Origin of the sequence: Moorena sp. SIO3A2 (assembly GCF_010672265.1) — a bacterium.
GTDB classification, from domain to species: Bacteria; Cyanobacteriota; Cyanobacteriia; order Cyanobacteriales; family Coleofasciculaceae; genus Moorena; species Moorena producens.
This window is the reverse complement of the sequence record NZ_JAAHHC010000011.1, coordinates 350,286-365,945: the sequence shown is the minus strand read 5'-3', so window position 1 is coordinate 365,945 and position 15,660 is coordinate 350,286. Positions and strand designations below refer to the sequence as shown.

Genomic DNA, 15,660 nt, shown 5'->3' with positions numbered 1-15,660 from the left:
CCGAAAGGATTTTGCCGTCAGACGTTGAACGTCGGAGTGTTCAACTCCTTAATTTACAACGAATACAGCCTATATGTTACATGATGTTAATTTTAACATGACCTGCTTCATTAATTTGCCGTCAACTCTGGCGGTTACAGCCCAAATATTATACCTGATCGCGGTTACAGGTAACATAACTTAACAAGTACTCTCATAAATTTTTGATCATGCACAAACGAGCCTTCTGGGTTGGACTCTTACTAACCTTCCCAATCATGCTATTGTCTGCCTGGTGGACACCAACAGCAGCTGCCTTCTCTCAGGAGCAAAGGCTTTTTTCCCAAGCTTGGCGGATTGTCTCTCAATCCTACGTTGATGATACCTTTAACCATCAGAATTGGTGGTTGTTACGTCAGAAGACCTTGAAAAAGCGGCTGCCTAATCGTGAAGCTACCTATACGGCCATAGAAAACATGTTAGGGAGTCTTGGGGATCCCTTCACACGATTGCTCAGACCCGACCAATATCATAGTTTGCAAATCAGCACCTCTGGTGAACTCTCTGGTGTCGGGCTACAAATTGCCATTGATGGGGAAACTGGTGAGTTAGAAGTAATCACCCCAATTGCTCAATCACCAGCAGATTTAGCCGGTATCCGAGCACGGGATCACATCCTAGAAATTGATGGCATGTTGACTAGGGAAATGACTCTCGATGAAGCGGCAGCACGGATGCGTGGACCAATTGGTACAACAGTTACCTTGAAAATTCAAGGCCAGAAAGAACAGCCAAAATTGGTGGAAATAGTGCGCGATCGCATTTCCCTAAACCCAGTGTATTCAGTCCTCGATACCCAGGACAATAGAGACCCAGTCGGTTATATTCGTCTGTCTCAATTTAGTGCTAACGCCCCAATGGAAGTTGCCCACGCCGTTGCTAAACTCAAGGAGATGGGTGCAGATGGCTATATTCTTGATCTGAGGAATAACCCAGGGGGTCTATTGCAGGCAGGTATTGAAATTGCTCGCCTCTGGTTAGATCAAGGCACTATTGTTTACACCGTTAACCGCCAAGGCACCATTGGTAGCTTTGAAGCCTATGGTGACGCTCTTACGGAAGACCCCTTGGTCGTATTAGTTAATGAAGGCAGCGCCAGTGCTAGTGAGATTCTAGCTGGGGCTTTACAGGACAATGGTAGGGCAAAGCTAGTAGGGGAAAAAACCTTTGGCAAAGGGTTAATTCAGTCGTTATTTGAACTAATAGATGGGTCAGGATTAGCAGTTACCGTTGCCAAGTACGAGACCCCCAATCACCGGGATATTAATAAATTAGGGATTGAGCCAGACTTGGAGGTGCCTTTAGAAGCAATTACTATGAGCCAAGTGGGGACAGAAGCAGATAGTCAGTATCAGGAAGCAATCAATTTGTTAACATCTGATCCTTTTCTAGCTAAGGCAAGTTAGATTATCTGTAGATTAGGGCGTGAGAGCATCAGGGGGTCAGGGCCTCAGATATATAACGCTTCTGGGTTTTCAAACTTCGCCCTTACGTCTGATAAACCCTCGTAAGCTTGGTCAATTACGCCTTTCCCTCGCAAAAAACCAGTATTGGCACCAGGACAGATAAATTGAAGAGTCTCTGGGGTAAAACGCTCAAGCAGAGATTGTACACTCCGAATCTGTCTTGGCCAATGAAATGTTTTCGGGGTTCGCAGGGGCAACGGTTCTCCTTGTTTACTAGGAAGCAAATGACGCCCAGAAAATAGCACACCCCCGGCACCAGTGTAGTAAAGACAAGAAGAACCAGGAGAGTGACCAGGAGTCCAAATGACGTAGCAGCAGGGATTTATAGTCAACTCCTGGTGAAATGTAACTACCTCCAATCCCGGCAGTAAGTAAGCCTCTTGTTCTTGAATCAGGACTTGGCACCCCATACTCTCCTGAATTTCCTTTGCTTTACCAATACCACCCCGATGGGTAATAAACAGTAATGAGACTCCCCCTTGCTCACGCAAAAATTCTTGGTTAGTCTCATTCCAGGCAGGACAATCAATCAATAGGTTGAAGGAATTTCCTACAATAATATAAGCCGTACCACCTAACGTATCTCGATTGGGTGGAAAAGCAAAAATGGTATCTAGAACAAGGCGTGGTGGCTTGGATGCAGCAGGTTGCTGATTAGACGATGCGCTTGGCGTAAGAGAAAAATCGCCTTTTGCTGGAGGATCGGGTTGCACAATGCTTGTAGTTTAATTGTAGTTTTTAGTAGACGGTGTGATCTTTCATCATGGAACTCTGGCTACTCCCATTTACATTTATTTTACTCGCTGTGATTACCTACTTCGTTATCCAGCGCACCGTTGCCAGCCTCACCCGGACACCAGTATGGTTACTGTGGCTGGTAATGATGACTCCACCACTAGTCTGGATTGGTTGGACTCTGTTCAATGGTAAGAACACACCAATACCACCAGCCCTATTGCTCGGTCCATTTGTGATTTGCTTGCCGTTGTACTGGCTGCTGATTCAGTGGGGACGCCCAGCTCCCAATTCAACCATGACCAAAGACAATCCGACTAAAACAAGTACCTCAGACCCGGTCGCCAAAATTGCATCGGCAACTGAAAAGTCAAGCCTTCGTCCCATTACTAAAGAAGAAGAAAAAGACCTCAGAAATTGTTTTCCCTGGGGAATCTACTATCTCCAGAATATTGAGTACCGACCTCAAGTAGTGTTGTGTCGCGGCAAACTGCGCACTAACCCAGAGCAAGCCTACCGTACCGTGCGGTCAAATATAGAAGCCGAGTTTGGCGATCGCTTCTTCGTAGTCTTTCAAGAAAGCTTTAGCGGCAAACCCTTTTTTGCTCTAGTGCCCAATACCAAAAAATCAACCAAACCTTACAGGGGGTCTGAATCATTAACGCGACCTGGTTTAGCATTGGGGCTGATGGTGATTACTTTGTTTACCACCACCTGGATGGGCACTCAGATAACTGGGGTGTCGGAAAATCCCCTGACTGACCCAGCAGTTTTACTGCAAGGACTGCCCTATGCCCTGGCCTTAATGGCAATTCTCAGCATTCATGAACTCGGTCATTATTTCGCCGCAATGGTTTACAAGGTGCGTACAACTCTGCCTTACTTTATCCCCATACCCTTTTTATTCTTGGGAACATTGGGAGCATTTATTCATATACGCTCTCCTGTTCCTAACCGTAAAGCCTTATTTGATATAGGCATTGCTGGTCCACTAGTCGGTTTAGTGGTTACCCTACCAATCCTAATGTGGGGATTAGCCCATTCCACTGTAGTGCCTTTGTCTGACTCTTCAGGAATCTTGAACCTAGAATCCCTCGATCCCCGATTTTCCCTTTTGCTAAGCTTACTAAGTAAATGGGCATTGGGCAGTGAATTTGTCTCCAACACAGCCATTAACCTTCATCCTGTGGCAGTCGCTGGTTATGTCGGTTTAGTTGTTACTGCTTTCAATTTAATGCCAGTCGGACAACTGGATGGTGGACATATCGTCCATGCGATGTTGGGTCAAAGAACTGGTATGACCATTGGTCAGATTACCCGGCTGTTAATGATGCTCCTAGTATTTATCCAGCCAGAATTACTCCTGTGGGGAATTATTATTTTATTCATGCCAGTGGCAGATGAACCAGCCCTTAATGATGTTTCAGAACTTGACAACTGGCGAGATTTGTGCGGAATTATAGCCTTGTTGATTTTAGTCACTATTATTTTGCCAGTACCAGGAACAATCACTAAATTGTTAACTATTTAGTCAGATCGTGTCCCGTTAAAATTTAAAATTGAGGAGTGATAATTGAGAATATAAAATTGTTAATTGTGAATTGGTTGATATTAAAAGTTAACAATTAAAAGTTAACAATTAATAATTAACAATTGAATAAAGTGGTTGTCATAGAAATGAGGTACACAGGATTTTTTTCCTGTTCTCTTTTCCCTACTCCCTACTCCCTACTCCCTACTCCCTACTCCCTACTCCCTATTCCCTGTTCCCTATTCCCTGTTCCCTTTGCTATATAATGACTAATGACAAACAACAAGTAAATGTTATCGGTGGTGGATTAGCGGGTACAGAAGCCGCTTGGCAAATTGCTCAGGCTGGAGTACCAGTGGTGTTGCACGAAATGCGACCAGTGCGACTATCCCCGGCTCATCATACGGTCGAATTGGCAGAACTAGTATGTAGTAATTCCTTTGGTGCTAAGTCAAGCGATCGCGCTGCGGGTTTGTTGCACGAAGAATTGAGACGCCTTGGTTCAATTATTATTGGCAAAGCTGATCAACATGCTGTTCCAGCTGGGGGTGCCTTAGCTGTAGACCGAGCAGTATTTAGTCGGGAATTGACGGAAACCTTAGCTAGTCATCCCCTGATCGAGTTGCAGCGGGAGGAAGTTCCGCAAATTACTACCACAGGGGTGGTGGTACTTACAACCGGTCCGTTGACTAGTCCTGCTTTAGCCGAAGACCTGCAACAGTTCACTGGTTTAGAATACTTTAGTTTTTTTGATGCCGCATCACCGATTGTAGTGGGGGAATCCATCAATCGTGATATTGCCTTTATGGCATCCCGGTATGACAAAGGAGAAGCTGCTTATCTTAATTGTCCCATGAATCGGGAACAGTATCGTCACTTCTGGGAAGAACTGTGTGCAGCTCAAAAGGCGGAATTGAAAGACTTTGAGCAAGAAACTGCTAAATTTTTTGAAGGGTGCCTACCGATTGAGGAGATGGCTCGTCGGGGGGAAGATACTATGCGTTACGGTCCTCTGAAGCCAGTGGGACTGTTTGATGCCCGTAAGGGAGACTTCCGCGCCCCAGAAAATCAGCACCAGCGTCCTTATGCTGTGGTACAGCTGCGACAGGAAGATAAAGCAGGTCAGCTGTGGAATATGGTGGGATTCCAAACCAATTTGCGCTGGGGTGAGCAGAAACGGGTATTTCGACTGATTCCGGGTTTGGAAGAAGCAGAGTTTGTGCGCATGGGAGTGATGCATCGGAACACGTTTCTCAATGCTCCTGAGTTATTGCAACCAACCCTACAGTTCAAAAAACGGTCTACTTTGTTGGCAGCTGGTCAATTGGTAGGAACAGAAAGTTATACAGCAGCAGCTGCGGGAGGGTGGCTGGCTGGTACCAATGCGGCGCGACTGGTATTGGGATTGGAACTGGTAACGATGCCACCCACTACGATGATGGGAGCCTTGTTTGACTTTATCAGTTCCGCATCACCTAAGCATTTTCAGCCTATGCCACCAAATTTTGGCATTTTACCCGAATTGCCAGTGCGGATTAAGAATAAGCGAGAACGGTATGGAGCATATCGCGATCGCGCTTTGGCAGATCTTGATGGTTGGTTGAGTAGGCTGCGCGTATCAGCAGCATAAAAACTCTTATATTCCAACAACATAACTTTGACTTATTCTGACTCGAAGCTCCTGAATTAAGATTACTAAATTTTAGAGCTTTTAAGTGAAGGTGCAAGATATTAGAATGGGTAATGGCTTGGAAGTAATCATAGTTACCCATTTACCATTACCCAATTTTTACAAGACTGATGTTCCCGGATCTAATATCAGTATCATTCAATTGATATTTACCAATTAAGTGCGGGATAGCTCAGGTGAAATACCTGTTTTATTAGGATCCAACTCTTGTTCCTGAACTAAACTATCTTTTTTTCTAGAACTCTTCTCCAGATTAGCAATCGGGGCAACAATTGGCCAAAAAATGCTTGCTATCGTCAACACTATCCAAGAAGAGCGGATTTGATCAGGAGATAAATTAGTGTCTTTCTGGAACGCTTGAAACCAGATCGAGAAAAAGTAGAGAGCGCCAGAAACGTAAAATCCTGCTAGTACCGTCATAACGAAATTCAATCCTAATATTGCTTTAATTACAAGTTTTCAGTCGGTCTGATTGACTGAAAAGGCGAGATGATATCAAGTCCGGTTAATTACTGGTTTGTTAACTATTCCTAGGTGGGCTTGACCCATTAAGAATTAAATTCGCTCAAAGCGCCTTCGGGTCGCACCTCTGGATGTTTGGTAATGGTAAATAGGGAATCGTCAACTACTAATTTCCAATTACGAATTACCAATTACCCGATCAGGGATATAATCATTATTTGACCGGATTTGAAATTATCTGCCTTGGTCGTCATCTCCCAAAAAACGATAAAAAACGCTATATATACTGTACTTCACGGCATTGAAACCCGCTGTATACTTGATTTCCCTTACTTAAATAGACTAGAGGGCTGAGGTTTGCGCTGAGGTTGTTGCTAGGGTTTGTGGTGTTTACTTTGGTGTATGATTCCCCAGCTCAAATACCTTAGATACCTACATAGTACAGACCAGTCCCCATAATGACAACACTAATCGTTTCCCTTCAGTCTTCACTATCGGCCAGTGGTAGTAGATAATATCCAAGGAGTGTTTGACTTTCGTCAGCATAAATTGATTTACAACCGTTGACAGCTGTATTCGGGAATTTTTTCGATGATTGTTCACAATACTGAGATACTCTGTGGTTAAGGAAATTCGGCAGAGGGGAACCTATACCAAAAACCTCAACGCTTTTGGTAGGGTTAGGGATTGGTATGGCTTACACGGAATAGGGAGAGTTTGTCTAGGCTGTGTGCTTTGGCTGCTAATCGTCACAATTCCAGCAAGTACTGCGCCCTCAACCAACCCAGAAGCAATCAACCCAGGAGCAGTTAACCCAGGAGCAGTAGATACCCTGGAACAGATACAGAAACATATTGAGCAGCAACGGTATACTATTATTAAGGAAAGCGATCGCATATCCAATGTCGAGCAATCTGCCCAGAAGAAGCTGGGTGTGATTGAGCTTAATCTCAAGTCTACTGATACGGCTAACCAGGATTACAATGGGCAAATCCAACTCGCTAACCAGCGTCTAGACCAGTTGCAGGAGGATTTAGCAATTGCCGAGAGCAGCTATTACCAAAAGCGGGCTGCAATCATTGCTCGACTGCGTTTTCTACAGCGCCAGCCCACGGCTGAAGTTGGGTCGAATATCCTGCTCAAGAGTCAAGATATCAACGAATTTCTGGCTCAACGCCGCCGATTGAAGTTAGTCTATCAAACAGACCAGCAAATCTTAACTAGTTTAAAAGCTGAAGCCGACAGCATTAACCAACGCAAAACCGAGATAGAGGCTCAGAAAAACCGAGTTTCCCTACTTAAACAGCAACTCCTAGCCAAAAAGAAGCAGTTTGAAGCCCAGCTGAAGACACAGCAACAACTGATTGAGCGACTTAACTCTAACCGAGAAGCTTTAGAAGCATCCCAAGCGCAGTTAGCAGAAGATTCTAAAAATCTTGTGATCTTGATTCAACGAGAGATTGCCCGTCAAAACAAGATTGCGGCAGCTAGGAAGGCAAGGCTTCGCAAAACGGTTATTTTTAATACTGGTCAGCTGCTTTATCCCAGTAATGGCTCCATTACCAGCAGTTTTGGTTGGCGACGTCACCCCATTCTAGGCACATCTCGCTTCCATTCTGGGATTGACTTTGGGGCTAGTTATGGCAGTACTATTCGAGCAGCAGATAGCGGTACAGTAATTTTTGCCGGTTGGTATGGTGGTTATGGCAATACAGTAATTATTGACCATGGCGACAGTATTGCTACCCTATATGGTCATGCCAGTAGAATCTTGGTGAGTAAGGGAGAATCGGTCAAACGAGGAAATGCGATCGCAACCGTTGGGTCTACGGGTTTCTCTACCGGTCCCCACCTCCATTTTGAGGTTCGTAAGAACGGTGAACCTGTCGATCCGACCAGTTATCTGTAGCTGATGGCACTTGCTAGGACAGATTTCAAACAGTTTACACTTTTCCGTGCTCAAGTGGTGTATAATAAATAATTGCAATAGTGTGCTATTATCAAAGCTAATCAAATAGATTAACGCTTGATATATTCACTCAAGCATAAGGGCGCGTAGCTCAGTGGATAGAGCACCAGATTCCGGTTCTGGGTGTCGGGGGTTCAAATCCCTCCGTGCTCGTTTCGATAAGTTGATCTAGCAATCCTACTTGTATTCTATGAAGGGATAGCTCTGGCGTTAAGCACGACCAGAGGTTAACTGCCGTGAAAGTTGTAGATTTACTTATTATTATTCAGTTAAAAAATAACAATTAACAATTAACAATTAACAAAATTCCCCTAACCATAATAGACATCTCCAGAAACTCGGTTTTGACCCAGGCAGTGCAAGGGTTTGAGGTTAATTTTTGGAGATGTCTAATAAGATTTTGATTAACTGAACTTCCCATCACTGTCTATCCTAGAGCCAATCATGAACCTTCGAGACTTAGTGACGTGGCTAAAAGAAGGAACTGATCTGAGTATTTTGACTCAGGAAGTGTTACAGAATCTAGCACCTAAGCTGGAAGAGCGGATATGCGGTGCAAACCAAACCTTAGTGCTAGCCAACACCCCTGCCGTAGGATTATATATTCTCCGCTCAGGTGCAACATTTAACCTGTACAAACCTACTTACAAGCAGATAGGACGATGGTATAGCATTAGTTTTAACTAATGGTTGTTGCCGACAAAGCAATGCCAAAGACAAAGCGCTAATTTTCTTGATGGAGGCTCTCGGCCTACTCTTAAACCGCACTGTAACTTCACTCAGTCCATTATTTTACGTCGCTTAACTTACGACCAGCTGCCTTCGCTTTTAGTTCTTCGTTGGGCGGTAGTGTTCGCTTGTTAAACAAGTTACTGACTGATTTCATTGTAAGAGCATGAATAGTGTTTGACAAGGTTTAGGGCAGAAAATTCGTGTTTTTGTTGGACCTCTTGCACAGTCAAGGAACCAATAGGAGAGTCATCGATAAAAACAGACACTTGTTCCGACAGTTTGTAATCTTGAAATTGCTGATAGGTTGGCGTTGTATATATATCAATAGGTTGGGTATAAACTTCGAGTTGCTTGTCGATCAGATTGACAATCCAATAAACTGAAATACCTGCACGAGCATAGATGCGTTTCTTCAACGTTCGGTCTCGTTCTAGGGTGGAGTCGGCAATTTCAACCACTAAAGCTAAGTCTGACGCACCAGGATGGCGGTCAAGATAATCGCGAGTATCGCCTTTAACAATCACGATATCCGGTTCTGGCTCACTATTGTCTAAAGTAATTGGTTCTTGTGCATCTACGTACCATCCGTTTGGAATAATCGCTTCCAGTGCATTCCGAGTTAGTTTAGTAGAGGCACGATGTGGTGGATTTTTCGGCATTTTAGGAATGAGCCACCCTTCCAGCAGTTCCACTGGGTCATCTTCGCCCAGGATACCCCAGCGAATCATCTGGTGGTATTGTTCAACCTTAAAGCGCCAGACCGGTTCCGTTGGTACCGCTAAAGGCTGTTCAAAGTTTTTTCCCCTCGATTGAGTAGAGACAGACACAAGGTTACCACTTCTTGTTTTTGCCTTTTATCGTAGCATTGCAAAACCTAAGAGATTGCCCCAAATCTTAATTGGGTGAGGAACTTTCGTTCTGGGTTAATGGCAGTAGGGAGTAGGGATTGCTAAAATTGAATGTACCTCATAAATATGATCAACGCTATTTTTTTAAATCAGTATATGTAAGCATTCAGCCGTCAGCTATCAGCTATCAGCTAGCAGCTATCAGCTAGCAGCTAGCAGGCGCTTTAACTGAACGGAGTCGGATGAGTAAAACGAGCAGAGATTTTCAACCAACCGTACCAGCCCGTAAGCTTGTTTACTACCTCCCGTTGATTAGCTGACGGCTGACGGCTGATAGCTGAATACTTACCAGTATATACTAAAGCCACTGACACCAGATAAATGATCTCGGGGTCCCTATAAAAATGCCACAACTCAAAACTAAAACTCTACTTACCCTGGAAGAATTTCTGGCAATGCCTTCGACCGATGTAACCTATGAATTAGTTGAGGGGCTTCCAGTACCGAAAATGTCTCCTAAACGTTTTCATGCTAGGGTAACTGGTGCTTTATATACACTTTTGGATCAGTGGTGTCAGGAAAAGGGTGAAGTCAATCCAGAGTGGGCAATAGCCTTGCAACGTCACGGTCAAAACTGGGTACCTGTGCCTGATTTAACCTACATTTCTGTTCAGCGTCTGCCCTCAGAAGTTATAGAAGATGAGGCTTGTCCAGTACCTCCAGAGTTAGCCATTGAAATTATCTCACCGGGACAAACTTTTGGCCAATTAGCCGAGAAAGCAACGGATTATTTAGAAGCGGGAGTATTACGAGTTTGGGTTGTTGATCCTCAGGCGAGAAGTATCACAATTTTTTATCCAGATGCGCCACCACGGACTTATACCAAAGCTGCGCTGATCACTGATTCGCTTTTTGAAGGATTGGAACTTACTCCGGAGCAAGTGTTTGGGAAAGCGAGGTTACCTAAGAAGGGTTAATTAGTCAAAATCAATAAAAGTTATGTTGTTGAAATAACCAAAATTATAAGAATAGTTTAACAAAAAAAATACCTAAAAATTATTAGTGATGTTCCCTATTCCCTGTTCTCTGTTCCCTGTTTCCTATTTCCTCTTAAACACTTATGGAGCAATTGTTAATTGCCAATTAGGAATTGACAATTAACAACCTAAAATCAAACTACCCGATAGAGAAAACTTAGAGTTGCCCAAGTATTGACATCCAAGGCGTAGGAATCAGCACCTATACTGAGGGAAGAATCTAGGGAATTTGCACTAGCATTGTGTATGTCTTGCAGCACCGCCTGGGCTACGTCCAAGGGGTTAAACAAATCATCAATTGGTGCTCCGATTCCGCGACGAGATGGCACAGCGTCGAGAGCTGTAGCGGCCTGAGTGAAGGGGGAGCGACTGCAAATCAGTTGCATTTCCACCAGTCCACTAGGACCTGAGACAATCCCACCAACAGAAGCTACAGCTGATGGCAGGGTTAGAGTTTCCCCAGGAGCAATTACGGCATTTGTGATAAATGCAGAGTTTTCTGAAGTCTGTGATGTTTCCAAAAATGGCAGTTCATATAGTGCGATCGCATTGCCATTGGTATTAAAGCCTAATAGCAAGAAATAGATCGGTTGGTCACCGTAGTTTTCGATCTGATAATGGAGACGACTCCCAATCGGCAAGATCGGAACACCTGCTCCTGCCACAGTTTCCGTCAACTCACCCTGAGATTTAGCTTCCCCCTCACCTACGAAACCTACCCGTGAGGAGGAAGCCGTCCGTAATGTTTCGAGTTGCATCACTACCTTTTGCTCTGGTTCAACCATGTCCAGGGATACCCGAATACCTAGACCGGAAGACCCATCATTTGCGGTTAGACGCAGCAATTTTGCGGCCAGCAAGGTGTTCAGTTTACCAGCCAATCCCATAGCTGCTGACTTCACGGCTACCCCAGCTTCTCCAACTCCATTGGGTATGGGTTCACCGTCTAGATAGAAGATTCCATAACCCCCTCCTCCACCATTTGTGGAAGAGAGTGCTTTCCCAAACAAATAATCAGCCGGTTGTTCCCCTGCTTGCACTACCGATGCAGCAGAGATACCAGAAAAGGCACTGGTAGCATCTACTCGCTCAATTCGTTCTAGGTTCCCATCCAGAGCTACCGTTAGACCAATATTACGGGGTAACACCCGGACAGCTTCTTGCACCAGCTGCCCAACTTGTAGCTGATTGTTATTATCAGTAGTACCACCAATAAATTTTGCCTTAGCAGTCAGACCATCTTGAGACGTTATTTGTAGTTGGGAGACTCCCGATTTAGCACCGACTAATTCCAATACAGACAATACAGAGTTGTTGCTATAGTAATCCACAACTGTTGCTGGTAATCCTGCTAACCACAACTGTGCAGTTTGACCATTATCTTCCACGGCAGTGACCACACCATCCGCTCCCATGCTAGGGTCAGGGGGGAGATAATAGGTTAGTAAAGCATCAAGACTACTTTGACCCCCTAGCCTTGGCTGTTGTTGTGTACCTGTCAGTTGATTAACCATCACACCAGCATGAGTCAGGCTCACCTGAATTGTCGTTGTTGGTATTGCCTGCCACAGATACTGAGTAAGAGCATAGGTAAATAAGCCAGCACTGAAACCATTCCATTTCGCCTCCATGGCGATTTGATTTGGTTCAGCAGCCGTTAGAACCAGACCAGCCATCGGATTCATCGCTCCAGGCACAACCGAAACCGATTTCCGGTTTACCATCCCTTTCCCAGAATCCTGTATCCGCCGCCGCAGTTCCTCTTGAAAAGCCAGTTCGTCCCGACTAGCCTCTCGGGCTGGTCGGTTAGTACTAGAGCGTACCTTAATATTTCCTTGGAGGAGGCTATCAGCTACGGTGTAGCTAGTATCAAGTACTGTAGTGACTTGGTCAGTGAAGAGCGATCGCAATAGCAAAACTAGCGTTTCTTCCAGTAAATCGTTGGCTACCTTAGGATTTTTTTTGGTAAGGCTCCCATCTACTGGAACCAAGCTATTTTGAAGTGCAACAGACCTATCGGTTTGATATCCTGGAGATAGCTTAACCTGGCTACCGAAGCCACTGAAGTGGAAGACTACCACATCACCCGCTTTCGCTTGCTCAGTCAGATGTTCAATAAAAGCCGTTTCAATATTTTTGCGAGTCGCTTGGTCATCTTTAAGTATAAGTATATCCTTCGGGTTGAAGCCAAACCGATGAATCAATAGTTCTTGTTGTAGTTCTACATCAGTAACACAGCCATCCAATAGTGTGCTACGAGGATACTTGTTGATACCCACTAGTAGGGCTAACTTTCGCCCAAGGGGTTGTGCTAATACTTGGAAGTAACGGTCTATTCCAGGAACAGCTAAACCACTATTCCCTAGGAGGGATAGTAATGTTTCACTTACTCCTAATGTTGCCAATCCCAAACTAGCTTTTTGCAGAAAAGTCCGGCGATTAAGTCCCATATCCGCGCTTCAGCTTTCAGATTTCAGCTATCAGCCTACCAGGATTGGGGCTCCCACGGCCACAAGCTGTGGGATTTCCAGTTCAGCTAGTTCACTAGTTCACTAGTTAAAGCTTGAACGCGACGCGCGTGCCTATTGGCCAAGGTTAGACGGTTGAAGGTTGAAGGTTATTTGGTTTAAGGTTACAGGTTACAGGTTATTTGGTTTAAGGTTACAGGTTGAAGGTTATTTGGTTTAAGGTTACAGGTTACAGGTTATTTGGTTTAAGGTTACAGGTTACAGGTTATTTGGTTACAGGTTTGGAATATAACCGCCTAACCAAATAACCAAATAACCGCGTCACCGGCAACCTTCAACGGTCTAACCTCCAACCTTCAACCTTCAACGGTCTAACCTCCAACCTTCAACGGTCTAACCTCCAACCTTCAACGGTCTAACCTTCAACGGTCTAACCTTCAACCTCCAACCTTCAACTTTCAAGCTTCAACGGTCTAACCTTCAACGGTCTAACCTTCAACCTTCAACCTTCAACCTTCAACCTTCAACCAAATAACCTCCAACCTTCAACCTTCAACGGTCTAACCTTCAACCTTCAACTCGTCTCGTGCATTGCCTTAGCCAGTTCTGCTGCCACTTCAGGTCGGGAAAATTCCGGTGGTGGTAACTCTCCCTGACGTAGCATTTTCCGTACCTTAGTACCGGATAAATGAATCCTCTGCTCCGGTGTACTTGGACTAGTCTTGGCAGTAGCCATACCCTGGGTGCGAGTGCAGTAGAAGGCGTGCTCAAACTTCATCGGCATGATCCCCAACTCACCTGGCTCAAACTCACCAAAAATGTGTTGGGCATCATAGGTACCGTAATAGTCTCCCACACCAGCGTGATCCCGTCCTACAATGAAATGGGTACAGCCATAATTCTTCCGTACCAAAGCATGGAAAATGGCTTCTCTTGGGCCAGCATAACGCATGGCAGCAGGGTTAATTGCCAGAATCACTCGGTTATTGGGAAAATAATTCTCCAACATGATTTCATAGCAACGCATGCGCACATCGGCTGGGATGTCGTCGCTTTTAGTAGCACCCACTAAGGGATGAAGGAGTAGACCGTCTACAGTTTCTAGAGCGCACTTGATGATATATTCATGAGCCCGATGAATGGGATTACGGGTTTGGAAACCTACCACTGTTTTCCAACCCCGTTCCGAGAACATGGCTCTCGATTTTTCTGGATCGATTTGGTAGGGGGGAAACTGGGGATGGGGTAACCGTTCCAGTAACCATACCGAACCAGCTAAATTAATCTCTCCCTGGTCATACACGACTTTCACACCAGGATGCTTGTCTTCATCAGTGCGGTAAACTTGCACTGCTTCATGGGTTTTGTCGTAAGGATATTTTTCCGTCAGTTCTAATACACCAATAAACTGACCACTGGTATCATCCAAACGGACTAACCCCCCCTCTTGCAGAGGGGCAGCTACTTCAGAGGTAACCGAGAGGGTGATTGGAACTGACCACGGTAGGTTATTGGCGAGACGCATCCGGTCTACCACTGATTGGTAGTCTTCTTTCGTCATGAAGCCAGTCAGAGGACTAAAGCCACCGATAGCAATCATTTCAAGGTCGCTGACAGCCCGTTTATCTAATGTGACTCTGGGCAGAAATTCAGCTTTCTCCAAAAATTCCTGCCGTTGTTCGGGTGTAGCGATACGGTTGACCAGTTGACCACCGTGAGCTGGGATAGTTTGTGAAGGATGGCTTAACACCGGGCTTTGCATACTCTAGGAATAATAATTAGATTCTACAATTGTCTCAAGAATTGTCTCAAGATACGACTCCCACTCTAAAGCGTGTAGGTGGGGTGCTTTAGTTAACGTATAAAGATTTTGCTTCAAGTACTAGAAATATAATTTAACTCTTCCAGCTTTTTGATAACTTTGTCCACACTTTCTGATAATTCTTCTTTATCAGTGCGACATTCTACCTCCGGATTTAATGGTGGCTCATAGGGGTCATCTATACCAGTAAAACTCTTAATTTCTCCAGCACGAGCTCGTTTGTAAAGTCCTTTGACATCTCGGCCTTCGCAAACGTTTAGGGGAGCATTAACATAAACTTCTACAAATTCACCAATCCGTTGCTTAACCTCCTCTCGAATTTCGCGGTAAGGGGATATCGCAGAGACCAAGACAATAACTCCATTGCGGGTTAAAAGATGGGCAACAAAGCCAATGCGGCGAATGTTTGTATCCCGGTCTTCTTTACTGAATCCGAGTCCTTTGGTTAAGTTCTGACGGACGATATCCCCATCCAAGACTTCCAGCTTGCATCCTTGGGCGTTTAGTTTTTCTTCTAATGCCTTAGTAATAGTGGTCTTTCCAGCACCACTAAGACCAGTTAACCATACTGTAACACCACGATGTTCCATGAACTCTATTTACCTCCTAGATTTTTGGTTGACATGACTTGGATTTGGTGTGGATAGGGTATTGGTATTTCAGCTGAACACCAAACTCAACCTCGTAAGTCCTATGGCCTTTAGTCTCGGCTCATTTATAACAAATGCTTCCCTTCGGTGGGATGCTCTTGAGAGACCCCAGCTTCAGGTAGTAGAACGAGTCGGATTGCCCTCGAATTATTTTCTGTCACATCCCCCCTATAGTGGCTTACCCTGATGCCAACCAAGTTAATGGGGATTT

13 protein-coding genes and 1 tRNA gene are annotated in these 15,660 nt (G+C 44.8%); 7 read left to right on the top strand and 7 right to left on the bottom strand.

All coding sequences use genetic code 11. The annotated features are described in order from the left end of the window. Positions 1-209: 209 nt before the first annotated feature. Positions 210-1,445, top strand: a complete 1,236-nt coding sequence (gene ctpA / locus F6K64_RS15510) for a carboxyl-terminal processing protease CtpA (RefSeq protein ID WP_287265773.1) — start codon at positions 210-212, stop codon at positions 1,443-1,445. A 44-nt stretch (positions 1,446-1,489) separates the two neighbouring features. Here ctpA and F6K64_RS15505 read toward each other — a convergent pair whose 3' ends face one another. Continuing rightward, positions 1,490-2,218, bottom strand: a complete 729-nt coding sequence (locus F6K64_RS15505; protein ID WP_287265772.1) for an MBL fold metallo-hydrolase — start codon at positions 2,216-2,218, stop codon at positions 1,490-1,492. Between the two features lie 50 nt (positions 2,219-2,268). On the opposite strand from F6K64_RS15505, the gene F6K64_RS15500 reads away from it, so the two are divergent. Continuing rightward, positions 2,269-3,771 carry a site-2 protease family protein gene (locus tag F6K64_RS15500; RefSeq protein WP_287265771.1) on the top strand — a complete coding sequence of 501 codons (1,503 nt, stop codon included), beginning with the start codon at positions 2,269-2,271 and terminating at the stop codon, positions 3,769-3,771. A 265-nt stretch (positions 3,772-4,036) separates the two neighbouring features. After that, positions 4,037-5,401, top strand: coding sequence for an FADH(2)-oxidizing methylenetetrahydrofolate--tRNA-(uracil(54)-C(5))-methyltransferase TrmFO (gene trmFO, locus F6K64_RS15495; RefSeq protein WP_287249281.1), 1,365 nt, complete (start codon positions 4,037-4,039; stop codon positions 5,399-5,401). Between the two features lie 216 nt (positions 5,402-5,617). Here trmFO and F6K64_RS15490 read toward each other — a convergent pair whose 3' ends face one another. Continuing rightward, complete coding sequence (locus F6K64_RS15490; RefSeq protein WP_009149169.1) at positions 5,618-5,881, bottom strand: hypothetical protein; 264 nt, start codon at positions 5,879-5,881, stop codon at positions 5,618-5,620. 772 nt (positions 5,882-6,653) lie between these two features. Between F6K64_RS15490 and F6K64_RS15485 the strand changes: the two genes are divergently transcribed. From F6K64_RS15485 to F6K64_RS15475, 3 genes are all read left to right on the top strand, one after another. Continuing rightward, a complete protein-coding gene (locus F6K64_RS15485) occupies positions 6,654-7,832 on the top strand; it encodes a murein hydrolase activator EnvC family protein (RefSeq protein ID WP_502708039.1) in 1,179 nt (392 codons plus the stop codon). Between the two features lie 140 nt (positions 7,833-7,972). Then, positions 7,973-8,045, top strand: a tRNA-Arg gene (locus F6K64_RS15480). A gap of 291 nt (positions 8,046-8,336) precedes the next feature. Continuing rightward, entirely contained in the window at positions 8,337-8,579 is a 243-nt protein-coding gene (locus tag F6K64_RS15475) for a cyclic nucleotide-binding domain-containing protein (protein ID WP_287265767.1), read from the top strand. A 182-nt stretch (positions 8,580-8,761) separates the two neighbouring features. Here F6K64_RS15475 and F6K64_RS15470 read toward each other — a convergent pair whose 3' ends face one another. Both F6K64_RS15470 and F6K64_RS15465 read right to left on the bottom strand, forming a co-directional pair. After that, on the bottom strand, positions 8,762-9,451 hold the full coding sequence (locus tag F6K64_RS15470) for a Uma2 family endonuclease (protein WP_009149172.1): 690 nt from the start codon (positions 9,449-9,451) through the stop codon (positions 8,762-8,764). A gap of 245 nt (positions 9,452-9,696) precedes the next feature. Next, positions 9,697-9,846, bottom strand: a complete 150-nt coding sequence (locus tag F6K64_RS15465) for a hypothetical protein (RefSeq protein ID WP_154659881.1) — start codon at positions 9,844-9,846, stop codon at positions 9,697-9,699. 30 nt (positions 9,847-9,876) lie between these two features. Between F6K64_RS15465 and F6K64_RS15460 the strand changes: the two genes are divergently transcribed. Continuing rightward, positions 9,877-10,449 carry a Uma2 family endonuclease gene (locus tag F6K64_RS15460; protein WP_009149173.1) on the top strand — a complete coding sequence of 191 codons (573 nt, stop codon included), beginning with the start codon at positions 9,877-9,879 and terminating at the stop codon, positions 10,447-10,449. Between the two features lie 194 nt (positions 10,450-10,643). Here the strand turns inward: F6K64_RS15460 and F6K64_RS15455 are convergent, their stop codons facing one another. From F6K64_RS15455 to cysC, 3 genes are all read right to left on the bottom strand, one after another. Further along, a complete protein-coding gene (locus tag F6K64_RS15455; RefSeq protein ID WP_287265765.1) occupies positions 10,644-12,959 on the bottom strand; it encodes a caspase family protein in 2,316 nt (771 codons plus the stop codon). A 592-nt stretch (positions 12,960-13,551) separates the two neighbouring features. Further along, positions 13,552-14,739: a sulfate adenylyltransferase gene (sat, locus tag F6K64_RS15450; RefSeq protein ID WP_009149176.1), complete on the bottom strand. Its 1,188-nt coding sequence runs from the start codon at positions 14,737-14,739 to the stop codon at positions 13,552-13,554. Between the two features lie 113 nt (positions 14,740-14,852). Then, positions 14,853-15,389, bottom strand: coding sequence for an adenylyl-sulfate kinase (cysC, locus tag F6K64_RS15445; protein ID WP_009149177.1), 537 nt, complete (start codon positions 15,387-15,389; stop codon positions 14,853-14,855). Between the last annotated feature and the right edge of the window lie 271 nt (positions 15,390-15,660).

Excerpts from the sequence above, each read along its gene's own strand:
- ctpA (WP_287265773.1), top strand. The coding sequence starts at position 210 with ATGCACAAACGAGCCTTCTGGGTTGGACTCTTACTAACCTTCCCAATC.
- F6K64_RS15500 (WP_287265771.1), top strand. The coding sequence starts at position 2,269 with ATGGAACTCTGGCTACTCCCATTTACATTTATTTTACTCGCTGTGATT.
- trmFO (WP_287249281.1), top strand. The coding sequence starts at position 4,037 with ATGACTAATGACAAACAACAAGTAAATGTTATCGGTGGTGGATTAGCG.
- F6K64_RS15490 (WP_009149169.1), bottom strand. The coding sequence starts at position 5,881 with ATGACGGTACTAGCAGGATTTTACGTTTCTGGCGCTCTCTACTTTTTC.
- F6K64_RS15475 (WP_287265767.1), top strand. The coding sequence starts at position 8,337 with ATGAACCTTCGAGACTTAGTGACGTGGCTAAAAGAAGGAACTGATCTG.
- F6K64_RS15460 (WP_009149173.1), top strand. The coding sequence starts at position 9,877 with ATGCCACAACTCAAAACTAAAACTCTACTTACCCTGGAAGAATTTCTG.
- F6K64_RS15455 (WP_287265765.1), bottom strand. The coding sequence starts at position 12,959 with ATGGGACTTAATCGCCGGACTTTTCTGCAAAAAGCTAGTTTGGGATTG.
- sat (WP_009149176.1), bottom strand. The coding sequence starts at position 14,739 with ATGCAAAGCCCGGTGTTAAGCCATCCTTCACAAACTATCCCAGCTCAC.
- cysC (WP_009149177.1), bottom strand. The coding sequence starts at position 15,389 with ATGGAACATCGTGGTGTTACAGTATGGTTAACTGGTCTTAGTGGTGCT.